Source organism: Snodgrassella sp. W8135 (assembly GCF_016101225.1).
GTDB lineage: Bacteria > Pseudomonadota > Gammaproteobacteria > Burkholderiales > Neisseriaceae > Snodgrassella > Snodgrassella alvi.
Genome location: NZ_JACFQX010000003.1, coordinates 140629 through 156890, shown reverse-complemented (window position 1 = coordinate 156890; position 16262 = coordinate 140629). Strand labels below are relative to the sequence as shown.

Annotated in this window: 15 protein-coding genes; 3 read left to right on the top strand and 12 right to left on the bottom strand. The window is 41.2% G+C overall.

The genetic code is table 11. From position 1 onward, the window contains the following. Window positions 1–177: 177 nt before the first annotated feature. Complete coding sequence (locus H3T75_RS08090; RefSeq protein WP_078474351.1) at window positions 178–594, bottom strand: hypothetical protein; 417 nt, start codon at window positions 592–594, stop codon at window positions 178–180. A 674-nt stretch (window positions 595–1268) separates the two neighbouring features. Between H3T75_RS08090 and H3T75_RS08085 the strand changes: the two genes are divergently transcribed. Continuing rightward, the gene (locus H3T75_RS08085; RefSeq protein ID WP_198211457.1) at window positions 1269–2309 is read left to right on the top strand and encodes an alpha/beta fold hydrolase; all 1041 of its coding nucleotides are present in this window, start codon (window positions 1269–1271) and stop codon (window positions 2307–2309) included. Between the two features lie 143 nt (window positions 2310–2452). On the opposite strand, the gene pnp is transcribed toward H3T75_RS08085, so the two are convergent. Continuing rightward, window positions 2453–4576 (bottom strand): polyribonucleotide nucleotidyltransferase, encoded by a 2124-nt coding sequence (gene pnp, locus H3T75_RS08080; RefSeq protein WP_025330299.1) that lies wholly within the window; start codon window positions 4574–4576, stop codon window positions 2453–2455. A 429-nt stretch (window positions 4577–5005) separates the two neighbouring features. Between pnp and H3T75_RS08075 the strand changes: the two genes are divergently transcribed. After that, window positions 5006–5581, top strand: a complete 576-nt coding sequence (locus tag H3T75_RS08075; RefSeq protein ID WP_037391735.1) for an acyl-CoA thioesterase — start codon at window positions 5006–5008, stop codon at window positions 5579–5581. An 84-nt stretch (window positions 5582–5665) separates the two neighbouring features. Here the strand turns inward: H3T75_RS08075 and rpsO are convergent, their stop codons facing one another. Beyond that, the gene (rpsO, locus tag H3T75_RS08070; RefSeq protein WP_025330297.1) at window positions 5666–5932 is read right to left on the bottom strand and encodes a 30S ribosomal protein S15; all 267 of its coding nucleotides are present in this window, start codon (window positions 5930–5932) and stop codon (window positions 5666–5668) included. A gap of 87 nt (window positions 5933–6019) precedes the next feature. Beyond that, window positions 6020–6943 (bottom strand): tRNA pseudouridine(55) synthase TruB, encoded by a 924-nt coding sequence (truB, locus tag H3T75_RS08065; protein WP_198211456.1) that lies wholly within the window; start codon window positions 6941–6943, stop codon window positions 6020–6022. An 816-nt stretch (window positions 6944–7759) separates the two neighbouring features. On the opposite strand from truB, the gene adhP reads away from it, so the two are divergent. Then, complete coding sequence (gene adhP, locus H3T75_RS08060) at window positions 7760–8773, top strand: alcohol dehydrogenase AdhP (protein WP_025330295.1); 1014 nt, start codon at window positions 7760–7762, stop codon at window positions 8771–8773. A gap of 64 nt (window positions 8774–8837) precedes the next feature. Here the strand turns inward: adhP and nagZ are convergent, their stop codons facing one another. The 8 genes from nagZ to dnaQ all read right to left on the bottom strand — a co-directional run bounded on the left by nagZ (window position 8838) and on the right by dnaQ (window position 15800). Beyond that, a complete protein-coding gene (nagZ, locus tag H3T75_RS08055; RefSeq protein ID WP_232339964.1) occupies window positions 8838–9935 on the bottom strand; it encodes a beta-N-acetylhexosaminidase in 1098 nt (365 codons plus the stop codon). 164 nt (window positions 9936–10099) lie between these two features. Next, window positions 10100–11572, bottom strand: a complete 1473-nt coding sequence (locus H3T75_RS08050) for a DegQ family serine endoprotease (RefSeq protein ID WP_198211455.1) — start codon at window positions 11570–11572, stop codon at window positions 10100–10102. Window positions 11573–11652: 80 nt separating this feature from the next. Next, entirely contained in the window at window positions 11653–12294 is a 642-nt protein-coding gene (gene nth, locus H3T75_RS08045) for an endonuclease III (protein ID WP_198211454.1), read from the bottom strand. Between the two features lie 12 nt (window positions 12295–12306). After that, window positions 12307–12957, bottom strand: a complete 651-nt coding sequence (locus tag H3T75_RS08040) for a thermonuclease family protein (RefSeq protein ID WP_025330291.1) — start codon at window positions 12955–12957, stop codon at window positions 12307–12309. 163 nt (window positions 12958–13120) lie between these two features. Further along, window positions 13121–13789, bottom strand: coding sequence for a ribose-5-phosphate isomerase RpiA (gene rpiA / locus H3T75_RS08035; RefSeq protein ID WP_037393496.1), 669 nt, complete (start codon window positions 13787–13789; stop codon window positions 13121–13123). Between the two features lie 87 nt (window positions 13790–13876). Further along, on the bottom strand, window positions 13877–14359 hold the full coding sequence (ispF, locus tag H3T75_RS08030) for a 2-C-methyl-D-erythritol 2,4-cyclodiphosphate synthase (protein WP_041879117.1): 483 nt from the start codon (window positions 14357–14359) through the stop codon (window positions 13877–13879). Continuing rightward, window positions 14356–15063, bottom strand: a complete 708-nt coding sequence (ispD, locus tag H3T75_RS08025; RefSeq protein ID WP_041879115.1) for a 2-C-methyl-D-erythritol 4-phosphate cytidylyltransferase — start codon at window positions 15061–15063, stop codon at window positions 14356–14358. Before ispD ends, ispF begins: the two co-directional genes overlap by 4 nt. Then, complete coding sequence (dnaQ, locus tag H3T75_RS08020) at window positions 15060–15800, bottom strand: DNA polymerase III subunit epsilon (RefSeq protein WP_232339963.1); 741 nt, start codon at window positions 15798–15800, stop codon at window positions 15060–15062. The genes ispD and dnaQ overlap by 4 nt, the downstream gene beginning before the upstream one ends. Window positions 15801–16262 lie beyond the last annotated feature (462 nt).

Sequence of the window (16262 nt, the reverse complement as noted above, 5' to 3'; positions counted from 1 at the left end):
TTGTATTTTCTGTACACTATCACTGCTAAAATTAAATTCAAAATACAAACCGGCACTGAAATACAGAAAACAGACTATTGTGATTAATTTAAAAGGGTTTGTATTGAATCATTATAAATATTTGATTATGAGATATATTATTAACTGCTAATACTCAGAAATAATTATTTGGTGTTTTTATGAATATTTAATAATGTAACGCTGAAGGATATTTTTCAAATTTCTTTTTTGCCATTTCGCGACAAGAATAAAGTTCGGGACTTTTATAAGATATTCCTTTTGTTTAAATTTAAATGTCAGCTTGCCTCTGATAAAGCCTGATTTGAAGCTTAGTTCAGAAACTTCTGTCATAGGAATAACAGTAATTGCATCTGTTAAATTTGTATTCAAGGTTAAACCAATCAGAATTATTTTTTCTGCATTAAAATAAATAAGCAGATGTTTAATAAATAATCCAGAAAATTCAGTTATTACAATCTTTAGCCATAATTTTGCATCTATTGATCCATACAATATTGATGAACTGTCGAATTTTGGTAATTTGTGCTCTTCAAAATATGCTTCGATATTTTCTAACTTTAAACCATTACTCATATAAGATATCCATAATTTTTAAGAAATTCAAAATTTTTTTAATCCTGTCAATATAATAAATATATTTTAGTTTATCCACAATCATAATACCTGATATTGTTTTCCCCGGTTTTTATCCACGTATCTATCAGTGTATGCGATAAGATGAATAAATACACATTATTCCTGTGATTATTGGGATGGTGTTGCACATAAACTGTGGATAAGTAATTTATAGCTTTGTTATATATAAATTAAATTTAACTGCCTATTTTTTAAGCAGCAAATTATAACTGAATCAATTTTCCTTAATTCCAATGCATAAACTGCACTGACAATATCTGTTTGCAGACAGCAGCATAGCCCTTATATCTATAACAGAAATAGCTGCTAGTACATATTAAATTCAGTATTACTTGTTGAGCTTGTTGATTATTTTGAAATGCTGATAAGTTTCCACCGTTATGATGTTAATCGGAATGGTTTTCCGAAAAGCTGATTATCTTTATCATAAAAAAACCAGTAAACGCTGAAATCAGTGATAATTAAATTTTATATTCATTTCCGGATTTGAATTTGATTTATATAACGGAATATTGAACATTGATTACTGCTATTGATAATGGCTTTGATTTATTCCTTATTATATTATTTGAAATTATTATAACAACACTCCCATATTAAAGAGGGATGCTATGATTAAATTACTTTTTTGCTTTATCAATTCATTTATTTTACTTTTTCCACTTATCTCCAACGCTTCAGAACATATTGGTTTTAAGCGAATTCACTATGATATACAAGATGGAAGGCCACTAGATATTGCTGTTTGGTATGCTACTAATAATAAGCAAAATTCAATAACTATAGCTGATAATGCTATTTTTGATGGTTCTGAAGTTATTGCTGATGCGGTACCGGAAGTAAAGAATACTAAATCGCCATTAATTTTACTTTCACATGGTTACGGTGGGAGCTGGCGAAATTTAAGCTGGCTTGCACATGCATTAGCTGCAAAGGGATATATTGTTGCAGCTCCTAATCATCCGGGGACAACTGGATTTGATCAGAATACTGAGCAGTCAGCCAAACTATGGTTACGGCCGCAAGATTTAAGTAAAACTATTGATGCACTGGCTGAAAATCAAACATTTTCAAATATCATTAATTTAAATCAGATTTCCGCTATAGGCCATTCGCTTGGTGGTTGGTCAGTAATTGCACTTTCCGGAGCCAGATTTGATACAGAGTCCTTTAAGAAAGATTGTAATAAATATTCATATTTAAAAGCTTGTCATTTGATATCTGAACTTGGTTTGGCAAATTCAGAGCTTAATAAGAATATGTCAGACCCCAGGATAAAAGCATTCGTATCATTGGATGCTGGTTTGACAAGAGGGTTTACCATTGAAAGCTTACAAAAAATCAAAATACCATCTCTTATTATTGGTGCAGGAGTTGATATAGGTGATACAAATACACAACTTGAATCGGGTTATGTACAAGAATTTCTACCAAAATCGTCCTCAACTTATATTATTATTCCAGATGCAATGCATTTTAGTTTTATCCAAATTTGTAAATCTGATGCAATTGATATATTGAATCAGGAAAAAAAAGGAGAAGGAGTTATTTGTAAGGATGGCGGCAGTCGGGATAGAAGTGAGATTCATCGTGAAATTACTCATCTCATTGTTGATTTTTTATCTAAGACATTTTCAAATTATAAAAACTGATTTCAAAAACTGCTTTAAATGATGCAGTTTCTTATTATTCTTATAATGGGTTATACCCCTAATAAATGATGTAATACTTCTATTTTGCTACAAAAAAAGACTGCCTTATATGTAAGGCAGTCTTGAATACTCAATATTAATGATTAATTTTCAGCCGGTTTTTGTTCTTGCGGTGCCTTTTCAAGCAAAGCTTTGATTGACAGGCGTACACGGCCGCGATCATCAATTTCTAGTGCTTTTACTTTAACCTGCTGACCAATTTGCAGGTAATCGCTTACATTTTTCACACGATCATGTGAAATCTGGCTGATGTGTACCAAGCCGTCTTTACCCGGCATAACTGATACGATAGCACCAACATTGTTATCCAGAATCTTGATTACTGTGCCTTCGTATACTTTACCCACTTCTACTTCAGCAGTAATTTCCTCAATACGGCGTTTGGCCGCTTCTCCTGCTTCACTGGTGCTGGCAGCAATGGTAATCGTACCATCTTCGGCAATATTAATTTCAGTACCGGTTTCTGCGGTTAATGCACGGATAGTTTCACCACCTTTACCAATAACATCACGAATCTTGTCCTGATGAATTTTCATGGTAAATAAACGTGGTGCATGTGCAGATAATTCTTGCGGACCTTTTACTGCTTCCTGCATTTGTCCGAGAATATTCAAACGAGCTTCTTTCGCCTGAGCCAGTGCAATCTGCATGATTTCCTTGGTAATTCCCTGAATTTTGATATCCATTTGCAGAGCAGTCACACCTGTAGTGGTGCCGGCAACTTTAAAGTCCATATCACCAAGGTGGTCTTCATCGCCCAGAATATCAGTCAGTACAGCAAATTTATTGCCATCCAGAATTAAACCCATGGCTATACCGGCAACATGACTTTTCAGAGGAACACCAGCATTCAGCAGACTCAGACATCCGGCACATACGCTGGCCATGGAAGAAGAACCATTGGATTCAGTAATTTCAGATACTACACGCATGGTGTAGCTGAAATCTTCAACATCAGGCAATACAGCCAGCAGTGCGCGTTTTGCCAGACGGCCGTGCCCGATTTCACGGCGTTTTGGTGCACCCATACGACCTACTTCACCGGTTGAGTATGGCGGGAAGTTGTAATGCAGCATAAAGCGGTCGGTATATTCACCACTCAGAGCATCGATAATCTGTTCATCACGCTGGGTGCCCAGTGTTGCTGTAGCCAGTGACTGAGTTTCACCACGGGTAAATAAGGCAGAACCATGTGTACGCGGTAATACGCCGGTCCGGATATTAATAGGTCGAACAGTACGGGTATCACGGCCGTCAATACGCGGCTGACCTTCCAGAATCTGGCCACGAACTACTTCTTTTTCCAGATCTTTGAAAATACCGCGAATCTGGTTAGCCAGTAAGGTATCAGTTTCTTCGGTAATCAAAGCCGCTTCAACAGCAGACCATGCTTCATCTAGTTTTGCTGTACGGGCTTGTTTTTGCTTGATTTTGAATGCTTCATCAATTGTTGCACCAGCCAGCTCACGCACTTTGGCAATCAGGCTTTCATCAGCAACAGGAGCCTGCCAGTCCCACATTTCCGGATTAACTTCATCAGCAAATTCATTGATGGCACGGATGGCTGCCTGCATTTGTTCATGACCGAATACTACTGCACCCAGCATGGTTTCTTCAGACAGTACATCTGCTTCAGATTCCACCATCAATACGGCTTTTTCTGTACCAGCAACAACTAAATCCAGTTGTGACTGAGCCAGCTGAGTTTTAGTCGGATTAAGAACATATTCACCATTGACATAGCCGACACGGGCTGCACCAATCGGACCGGCAAAAGGAACACCTGTTAGTAGTAGTGCAGCTGAAGCACCTAGCATAGCCGGAATATCTGAATCAATTTCCGGATCAACTGATACTACCATGGCAACTATCTGAATATCGTTGTAGAAACCTTCCGGAAATAAAGGACGAATCGGACGGTCAATCAGGCGGCTGGTAAGGATTTCTTTTTCACTCTGTTTGCCTTCCCGCTTAAAAAATCCGCCCGGAATTTTACCGGCTGCATAGGTGCGTTCCAGATAGTCTACGGTCAGCGGAAAGAAATCCTGACCAGGTTTGACTTCTTTAGCAGCTGTAACGGCTACCAGTACCACAGTATCGCCCATGGAAATTTTTACTGCACCGGCTGCCTGACGGGCAATTTCACCAGTTTCCAAAGTAACTGTCTGATTGCCGTATTGAAAGGTTTTAATGTGTTTATTAAACATATTGTTTTTCCATTCTAATTTTTTGCAGATACCGCACCTGCTAAAAAACCTAACAATGTACACGTAACTGGCATATACATAGGTAGGGTTTCTGGCCGGGCGTGATTTGCAAAATGATTATTAATGAGGTTTTAATCAAGCCTGTAACAGGCTATAAATACATTTTGTATTATGGTCAAATTCTAACATATATTTTTTACCTTATCGCAAACTCAATGACTGTCCCGACGCTGGTTAAGCTCAGGATATGCATTTTTGGTCTTTTTCAATCTGCCATAAAAATATTTCTATTGACCGTATATTTTTTCTTTACCAAAAATCATTAATATTAAAACTATTTACTTGTATGTTAGAATTGATTTTACTAATGTAAATTACCATATTGGTTCAACCGGATCTGGCTGTACCTGTATTATTGAGGACAAAGTAATGTCTGAATTTTTATATAAAAAACCAACTGACAGTGATGTACTGTTATCTGTAGTGATGCATCCGGAAGATACCAACGCAAACAATACTATTTTCGGCGGACGTATTCTGGCTTTAATGGATCAGGCCGCGTATGCATGCGCCTGTAAACACTCACGTTCTGTAACGGTAACAGCAGCTATTAATACTGTTAATTTCCGTACGCCAATTTATGTAGGTGATTTGGTCTCAATTAAAGCACGGGTCAATTATGTAGGTAAATCGTCCATGATGATTGGTATTCGTGTAGAAGCGGAAAATCTGCTTACCGGAGAAATTCGTCATAGTAATTCCAGTTATTTCACCATGGTCGCCATTGATTCTGCCACCGGTAAACCACAGTCTGTACCCGGTCTGATTCTGGAAACATCCAATGAAGTACGCCGTTTTGTACGCTCATATACTCGCAAGATAGAACAGCAGGAAGCTTTGAAAGAATTTCAGGCAAAAGCTTTTCATTTAAATAAGGATCATCTGGACTGGTGTCAGACACAGAATGCGCGTTTGAATCCGGATTTATATAACGAAATAGGATAATCAAATATTGCCTGAATGGTTTTAGTTTGATGTATAAAAAAGCCGCCTCTTTTAAAAGGCGGCTTTTTTTCAGATGGAGAATGCTTATTTACGCAGACCCAGACGTGCAATCAATTCGCGGTAGGTATCCGGTTTAGTGCGGCGGATGTACGCCAGTAAACGACGACGGGAGCTAACCATTTTCAACAGACCACGACGGCTGTGATGGTCTTTCGGGTTAGCTTTAAAGTGACCAGTCAGATCATTAATACGGAAAGTCAATAACGCGATTTGTACTTCAGAAGAACCAGTGTCCCCTTCGGCACGTTGATAATCTTTAATAATTTGTGCTTTTTGTTCAACAGATAACATGTAATTTACTCTTAAAAAAAGCCTTACGGCAGACAAGTTGGCCAAGCTAATATATGTCATTAACAAATACCAACTCCGGATACATATTTAACTGATATAAGCCGTATTCATCAGACGCAGCACTTTCAAACGCCTGCTGGGAGCCTGATATTGCACCAGCCCGATAAAGCGGCCATCAACAGCATAAATACGCAAGGGGCACATTGTGCCATAAATTTGCTCAGAATGCACGGCTACGCCATGCTGTAACTGCAAAATATCTTTATCATTAAGAGTGACAGCCGGAAAATGTTGTACGAGTACATCACAAGGCAAAAGCCAGTTATCCCGTGCAGCTTCATCCAGATTACTGATTGCTGCAAGTGAATGAGTCTGTTCAATGGTAAAGCCGGCAGTAGCAGTGCGGCGTAATGCAGTCAGATGCGCTACAGTTCCCATATGTTTGGCCATATCTTCAGCCAGAGTACGTATATACGTTCCCTTACTGCAACGCACACTGATGACCAGCCGCGGGAAAGTAAATTCAATAATATCTATCTGATAAATCGTTACCTGACGGCTTTTCCGTTCGATGGTGATACCCGCACGGGCATATTCATATAATGGCTTACCCTGATATTTAATAGCTGAATACATAGGCGGTGTCTGAGTAATTTCACCACTAAAAGCAGAAATGGCTGCCTGTACTTGCGCCAGTGTAATCACAGTATCGGCAGTGGCAACGATTTCACCTTCAGCATCACCTGTGCTGGTAGCCACACCCAGCTGTAAAGTCGCTATATAAGCTTTATCTGCATCCAGAAGATACTGAGCAAATTTAGTTGCTTCTCCAAAGCATACGGGTAACAAACCTGTTGCCAGCGGATCCAGTACACCGGTATGCCCTGCTTTAGCCGCACCATATAAAAAGCGCGCCCGCTGCAAAGCACTGTTACTACTCATTCCGCTGTCTTTATCGAGTAACAGCACACCATTAAGAACGCGTTTGCGCCGGCTAGTCTGGGTATTCATGATGTTGTTTATCTAATTTCAGTTTCAGGGTCATTAGGCGAGCGCATCATAACATGCTTTATCCGGCCTATTCAGGATTAGTCGCTTTTTCGATCAGAAACAGGCTTGAGAACCAGTACTGGCTTTTAAAATTACTGGCTCTGCCGATAACAAAACTTCGGACATCTATATTTCCAAACTTAAAAACTGACTATAAAAACATCTTATCAGGATGCACACAGATGACATAATTACCAGATTTCACTATCAGTGAAATCTGCGAACCCAGATAGGTGTATGGATCAGATGTATATGCCGGTAGTCATACTATTCCTGATTTCCAGCGATGTTTACCCTTGAGACAGGTAATTTTGCATACTGTTTTATTGTCTTAATTTAGGTGTGAATACATCTATGCAGATTTTATGTTTTCTTACCTGAGCAGATCTGATTAGCAAGACAATAGTAAAAAATAATTATTGAAATTTATTAAAATTTCTTATAAATATATGGTATTTTGCTGCAATTAAGTCTTACGCAGATGCTTTATTTAGAGTTACAATTATTTTATATACCAGTGCTGGTACTGCACTGATATATCTGTCAGAATAACTGGTAGAAAATAAATATTTTAATCCTGTTTTAAATGACATTTAATCGGTAATATGAGGTACATTTACACCTCTGTATAATTTTGTGTCATTTTTATTCAGGATTATATTTATACCGGTATCGATTTTATCCGGTAAATGATTTTCTGGTTGTACCGGTCTGTTTATCTGAGAACAGAAACTAACAGACTAAACACTTCTTCTTTACTGATGAAAAGGGTTCATTATGAAAGCAGCCGTAGTAACAAAAGACAAAAAAGTTGCCATCCAGGATAAAGCTGTACGCCCGCTGAAAGCCAATGAAGCATTGCTGAAAATGGAATGCTGTGGCGTTTGCCATACCGACTTGCATGTAAAAAATGCAGATTTTGGCGACGTAACTGGTGTAACACTGGGACATGAAGGTATTGGGGTTGTAACTGCTGTAGGTGAAGATGTTACTTCTTTAAAAGTGGGTGACCGTGCCAGTGTTGCCTGGTTCTTTGAAGGCTGCGGACATTGTGAATATTGCAATAGTGGTCGCGAAACCTTCTGCCGTGAAGTTAAAAATGCCGGCTATACTGTAGACGGCGGTATGGCTGAAGAATGTATCGTTGTAGCAGATTATGCAGTTAAAGTACCAGACGGACTGAGTTCTGAAGCAGCCAGCAGTATTACCTGTGCCGGTGTGACAACCTACAAGGCAATCAAAGTTTCTCATATTCAGCCGGGTCAGTGGATTGCGATTTATGGCCTTGGTGGCTTAGGTAATCTGGCGTTGCAGTATGCCAAAAACGTGTTTAATGCTAAAGTAATTGCTATTGATGTCAATGAAAAACAACTTGAGCTGGCACGCGAAATGGGCGCAGATATGACTCTGAACCCTGCTAAAGAAAAAGTAGAAGAAATCATTCAGGAAAAAGTAGGTGGTGCTTACGCTGCTGTGGTTACAGCTGTAGCTAAATCCGCTTTCAATTCAGCCGTAGCCTCTGTACGTGCCGGCGGACGTATTGTTGCTGTAGCCTTGCCAGTTGACACTATGGATCTGAATATTCCGCGTCTGGTTCTGGATGGTATTGAAGTGGTAGGTTCACTGGTAGGTACACGTGAAGATTTGCGTGAAGCATTCCAGTTTGGTGCAGAAGGTAAAGTAGTACCAAAAGTAACTATGCGCCCTCTGGAAGATATCAATGATATTTTCGATGAAATGACTGCCGGTAAGTTTACTGGTCGTATGGTAATCGACTTTAAAAATGCCTGATATCTGTTAGGCAGTTTAAAAAAGCCATAGTTTGACTATGGCTTTTTTGTTGTCCGGAAAATAATTAGCAGGCTTCGCCCACCTGAACACCATTGAGAGTATCCTGAGCAGAGGCCAGACTGGCAACCAGTTGCTGAGCTGCCTGAAATTCAGGTGTCTGCATAGTAGCAACGTATTCTGTTGCACTCCCCTTACCGGCAATCATCTGCCAGCGCTGTGCCAGCCGGCTGATATCCGGCCAGACAAAATCGGTCAGCAGATTATCTACCCAGTCTGGTTTATTACATATCAGAGCAATATCACAGCCGGCACCAAAAGCCTGCGCTGTACGTGCATGGATATCACCGGCACAGCTGGCTCCTTCCATAGTTAAATCATCAGAGAAAATCACCCCATCAAACTGCATTTTATCGCGCAAAACACCCCCCAGCCAGATAGTGGAGAATCCTGCCGGTTCTGTCGGATCAACTTTAGGATATACCACATGTGCGGGCATGAGTGCCGGCATACCATTATGAATTAAATCTTTAAATGGCTGAATATCATCAGCCCACAATTCTTCCCAGCTGCGGTTATCTTCCGGTAAGGTAAGATGGCTATCACCACTGACGGCTCCATGTCCGGGAAAATGTTTGCCACAGCAAGCCATACCACCACGAGCCAGACCACGTTGCAAAGCTATTGCCAGAGAGCTGACTACAGCCGGCTGCTGATGAAAACTGCGATTACCAATAACAGCACATTCACCCCAGTCCAAATCCAGAACAGGCGTAAATGATAAATCTATGCCACAGGCACGTAATTCAGTAGCCAGCACCCAGCCTACTGTTTCGGCCATTTTGTCGGCCATTGCTGCACCATGCTGCTCCCAGCACTGTCCCAGAGTACGCATGGCCGGCAATCGGGTAAATTCGGGAATAAAGCGCTGTACCCGCCCGCCTTCATGATCAACAGCGACAATAAGTTCCGGTGTTCTTAATGTTTTAATTTCAGCAACCAGCTCGGTTAACTGAGCACGGGACTGATAATTGCGCCGGAACAGAATCACTCCACCAATGGCCGGATGACATAAACGTTCACGTTCGGTATCACTTAACCTGAACTCTGCCACATCAGCCATAACCGGACCACGTGCTAATGCTTTGGGATGTACTGACAACATAAATTATTCCAAATTTTTCTGAATGAATCGCGTGGTCTGACCAGAAAGTGATCCATCATTAACAATGGAGCAATTAATAAAACCTGCATAATGGTGTAAACGACCTGTACGATTAACTGATAACCCAACTAGAACATATCCTAAAACAACATCTTTATGAAAAATTACGGCAACATCATAGCAATAAACAGGGTATTGTTTGCACGCCTGATTAACAGAGGTACATTTTTTCCACTGGCTGCTACTGCATTATCAAAATCTTTTTCGTCATGTACCAGTTTCTGACCAACGGCGATAATAATATCGCCACGACGTAAATCTACCTGTGCAGCCAGCCCGCTGATGTCTTCAATAATCAGCCCCTGAGCTGTTGCCCTCAATACCAGACCGAGACGGTGTTCGGCAAAACTGGTTCCGTCAGTTGGCATAATGGTACTACTGGCAGAACTGGCCGGATTAGCTACAGCCGGAGACACATTATCCAGCGTTACCTTGATTTCTTCTTTTTGACCTTTACGCCAGATACCCAGAACGATTTGCTTACCTGGTGGCAGTAAACCAACTTTCACTGGCAAATCGCTTGAATTCTTTAGCTCATCGCCATTCACACTTTGTACGATATCACCGGATAATAAGCCTGCTTTAGCTGCTGGTCCGCCGGCAACAACTTGAGTAATCAGCGCACCATTAGCTTTATCCAGACCAAAAGATTTGGCCAGATTATAGTTGACTTCCTGAATAACTACCCCAAGCCGGCCACGCTGTACCTTACCTGATGTTTTCAATTGTTCCGCTACATTCATAGCCACATCAATCGGAATGGCAAAAGAAATACCCATAAAGCCACCACTGCGGCTGTATATCTGTGAGTTAATTCCTACTACCTGTCCCTTAAGATTAAATAATGGTCCGCCTGAATTTCCGGGATTAATAGCCACATCAGTCTGGATAAACGGCGTATAGTTTTCTTCCGGCAGACTGCGTCCTTTGGCTGAAACGATGCCGGCAGTCACACTATTATCAAAACCAAACGGCGCACCAATGGCCGCTACCCATTCTCCGACTTTTAATTCTTCAGGATTACCCAGTTCTACAACCGGTAATTCATCGGCATTGATTTTTAATAATGCCACATCAGACTGAGCATCAGCACCAATCAGTTTTGCCTGAAATTCACGTTTGTCATTCAGTAAAACCTTAATATTATTCATACCGTTGACTACATGAGTGTTGGTAAGAATATAACCATCCTTACTGATAATAAAACCTGAACCAAAATTATATTCATCATCATTTGCCTGCGGGGTTTGCGGTACATTTGGCAAAAGGCGTTTGAAGTATTCGTAAAACGGATCATTGTCAGGCAAAGCACCCGGCCCGGCTTCATTATCGATATTACGGTTATTGCGTGTAGCCTGAATATTGACTACTGCCGGACCTTGCTGGTCGACCAGCCGGGTAAAATCGGGCAACAACATAGCTACCTGATTGCTGTTCCCATCAGTACCGGCAGGTATTTCCTTCACAAAACCCTGACCGTCCTTATTTTTGCCAAACCATTGTTCCAGCCTGTCACAACCTGCTACTAACAACACTGACAAAATTGCCGTCAACATATATTTGCGATTTATCCGCATCCACTTCCCTAACTTTTTTGTTTTCTTACACAAGCAAAGATTAATAATATTGTAACGAAAAGAGGCGTTAAGTTACACAATCAGACGGTTAAAGTAGTCTTTGCCGGGTACTCGCACAAATCATTTATCAGACATTGCTCACACAGCGGTTTACGCGCTTTACATATGTAACGTCCGTGTAAAATAAGCCAGTGATGTGCATTAAGTCTGAACTGTTTCGGCACCACCTGCATTAATTTATCCTCAACTTCACGTACCGTTTTACCCGGTGCCAGACCAGTACGATTACATACCCGGAAAATATGCGTATCTACTGCAATCGTTGGATGACCAAAAGCTGTATTCAGCACGACATTAGCCGTTTTTCTCCCTACTCCCGGCAATGCCTCCAGCTCTTCTCTGGTTTGCGGTACATCTCCGTTATACTGCTGCACCAGAATCCGGCAAGTTTCCATCACATGTTTGGCTTTGGTTTTATATAAACCGATCATCCGAATACACTCCATAACTTTATCTATTCCTAACTCCAGCATGGCTTGTGCCGTGGGTGCCATTCGGAATAAATGTACAGTGCATTTATTGACAGAAACATCCGTTGCCTGTGCCGAGAGCATAACAGCTATCAACAATTCAAATGGTGAATGATATATCAGTTCTGTAGTCGGATTCTGACAGACGGCCTGCAAACGAGTGAATATTTTCTTGCGCTTTTGTGCATTCATGAAATTAAACCATTATCGGTTTTTTTGTTGCTGACGAAACTGCCACGGTGCTATTGCACTGGCATTGTGCCATAAACCGAGACGATTTTGGCGCGCCTGTATCTGAGCACTCTGATAACGGCCAAAACCTAATCGATCCTGCTGCTTTTTAGCAATTGAGTCGTAATGCCATGCATATCCCTGCTGAACCATCCATAAGTTAATATCTGCATTATTCAATATAATCTGACCAACCTCACGCTGATATTGATCTATAGCAACCACATTGACATCAACATACTTACCTTCAATACGTGCTTTTAAGGCATCACGACTGGCTATACCATAAGCTTGTTTGATTTCCGGCGCATCTATATTAGCCAGACGAACTTTATGCATATGCCCGTCCTTGTCTCTGATATGCACAGTATCTCCGTCATGTACACTGTCAACATTACCGGAATAGCGTCCTTTACTGGCTACTGCCCACTTTTTTCCTCTTACAGGCGGCTTACCATTAAGTAAATCCTGTACAGAGCGCACAATACTGTCCGCTTTCTGTGTCCATTCCGCTAAAGGTGTAATTATACTTTCCGGCAACCACACTTTAGCGATTGTCAGAATAACAGCCACCCAGACCAGAATTTTACGCCAGTTAGTCAGAATTTTTTTTCTTTTATGCATTTATCAGAAAACCACATTGTTAAATATGCCCGGCATGAACAGAATAAACCACAGACAGTAAAATAAACCCTTAAAACAACAGCAGCCAGCTACCCTTTTTTCAGGTAACTGGCTGCGCAGATATTAATTAATTGTATTATTAAATACTTCTGCTGCAGCAAATTCAGACTCTGGCAGTTAATACCTTGACACCATCGCTGCAACCCAGCACCAGTAAATCAGCCGGATGGTGAGTAAACAAACCATTTTCTACTACACCGGGTATCTTATTAATGGCATCTTCCATTTTAATCGGCTCATCAAAGTTCAGATTAGCTACATCCAGTATCTGATTACCATGATCAGAAGTAAAACCCAGACGCAGTTCAGGCTCTCCGCCAAGTTTCAGTAGGCGGCGCGCTACCAGTGAACGGGCATTGGGTGTCACTTCCACTGGTAACGATACATGACCAAGACGACTGGTATACTTACTTTCATCAGCAATACAAATGAATTTCTCGGCAGCACTGGCAACAATTTTTTCATTTAACAATGCACCGCCGCCACCTTTAATCATCTGCAATAAATGATTGATTTCATCAGCTCCATCAATGTACAGCGGTAAACCATTCACTTCATTGAGTGTTACTTCCGGAATACCAAATTTTTTTAAAGTTTCACTGGTCAGGGCAGATGTGGATACTGCACCTTTAATCTGCTTTTTACTTTGTGCCAGTGCCTCAATAAAAAAATACACGGTAGAACCGGTACCAATACCCAGATACTCGTTTTCATTGACATATTCAACAGCTTTTTGCGCTGCCTGACGTTTCAACTCATCCTGTGTGGCCATTCTACTGCTCCTTGATCAGCTTAACTTTAAGTACATTTCAAACAATAATTATTCCTGCACGAAATTATAACTGATGCCGCAACAGGATTAAACTGCCGTCAGCAATACGACTGCCTGAGCCTCAATAGCTTCCTTCCGCCCCAGATAGCCTAATTTTTCATTGGTTTTACCCTTAACATTTACTGCATCCACAGCTATATTCAAATCAGCTGCAATATTCATGCGCATCTGATCTATATAAGGACGCAATTTCGGCTCCTGAGCAATAACCGTACTATCAACATTGACCACACGCCAGCCGGCAGCCCGAACGGCAGCACAGGCACCGCGTAACAGTACACGGCTATCGGCATCTTTATTTGCAGCAGCTGTATCCGGATAAAGCTTGCCAATATCACCTAAAGCGGCTGCACCCAGCAGTGCATCGGTAATCGCATGCAATAACGCATCTGCATCAGAATGACCAAGCAAACCTTTATCAAAAGGAATTTTTACGCCGCCAAGTAACAATGGCCGCCCGCTAACGAGCTGATGCACATCATAACCCTGACCAATTCTTAAAGAACTCATTTAATGGTGTCCTGCTGTAAAAAATAGCTAGCCAGTAACGCATCCTGTGCACTGGTGAGTTTCAGATTGCGTATATCCCCTGCTACCAGTAATGGAGCCAGACCAAGCGCCTCTACGGCAGAAGATTCATCTGTAATCGCATCTAAATCTGCCTGTGCCAGTGCTCTGGCCAGAATACCGGTACGAAACATTTGTGGAGTCTGAGCCTGCCATAAACCTGTCCTGTTCACTGTTCGGCTTACCTGCTGTTGCTCATCTGCCTGTTTAAGCGTATCTGCTACGGGAAGCGCCAGTAACCCGCCTACCGCATGATCCTGCACAGCAGCTAATAAACGTTTTACAGAATCCGTACTCACACAGCAGCGAGCGGCATCATGTACCAGTATCCAGTCGTTATCCTGTACATTAAAATATTTTTGCGCCTGCACAATCCCATTGCGTACAGTTTGCGCCCGAGTTGCTCCGCCACAACGCAGGATATGCACATCCGGCGGTAATAAATCTGCCGGATAGACAGCATCGATATATTCATCTTGTTCTGATACAACAATCAAAAACAGATCAATTGCACTGATTTGTGCCAGTCGCAACACTGTGTGCTGTAATACAGTCTGACCGGCCAAAGTAACATACTGTTTCGGACATTCTGCACCAAAGCGAGCTCCGACACCCGCGGCAGGAATCAGCACTACATGCCGGGTCATACAGATTTATCTCCGTTATTTTCCTGCCATTTTCGCCACATACAGGGTTCACCAACTATTTTATCCAACGCCTGCAAATAAGCTTCATGTTCAGCCAGTTCTTCTGCACTGGGTTCCACTACTGTTAACCCAGTATGTTTTATCTGATATCTACTGTCTGCAATCTGATTTTCACTGGCAGCAGCAGTGGCCATCAGTTCATCTACCAGACTGAACTGGCTTCGGGTCATGGCCAAATAAACTTCACCAAGTAATTCACAGTCAATCAGCGCACCGTGCAGTACACGCTTACTGCGGTCTACTTCCAGCCGCGTACATAAAGCATCCAGTGAATTTTTCTGTCCCGGATATTTATCACGAGCCATTTTGAGCGTATCAACTATCCCACTGGTAATCGTTTCAATCTTGGGCATACCCAGACGCTCAAACTCCATATCCAGAAAGCCTTCATCAAACGCAGCATTATGAATAATCAGTTCGGCACCATGCAGGTAGTCGGCAATCTGCTGAGCCACACCGGCAAACACCGGAGCATTCATTTCGTGTAGCTTTTCCAGTGTAATTCCGTGTACTGCCACAGCTTCGTCTGGAATATCGCGCTCAGGATTAATATACAAATGCAGATTATTTCCGGTAAGGCGCCGGTCTACCATTTCTACACCGGCAAATTCAATCAGGCGATCACCATTGTTTGCATACAGTCCGGTGGTTTCAGTATCAAGAATAATTTGACGCATATTGATTCAATGCTTTATGCGGTTGAACACCGCTGACTTAAAACTCCGATAATACTAAAAAATCAACTCCGGTGCATAACAGCGGTCCGTGCCGGTAAAACAAATTACTCAGCAGGCAAATCCAACAGATGACTATTACAAACTAATAGTCATCAAACTGTTTTATCCGGATAAAACATTATTTTTTAGTATTTTTTGTCATAGTCTCTATTAACGGGTATATATACCACTATTTATTTTTCTTTTAAAAACAAAATTATAAATAAAATTCTCATTTATTTTTGCAAATAATAATAACTATCATTTGCAATTAGAAATTAATTTGTTTATGATGCATCTATGTTCACGAAACGACACAAAGATTCACAAATATTTTGCAGCCATTTCTGAACATACTCACAGATTTAAAATAGATTGTTTTTGTTCAACAATTTATTTAGCATTTTTCTATTGGTAGTGGTT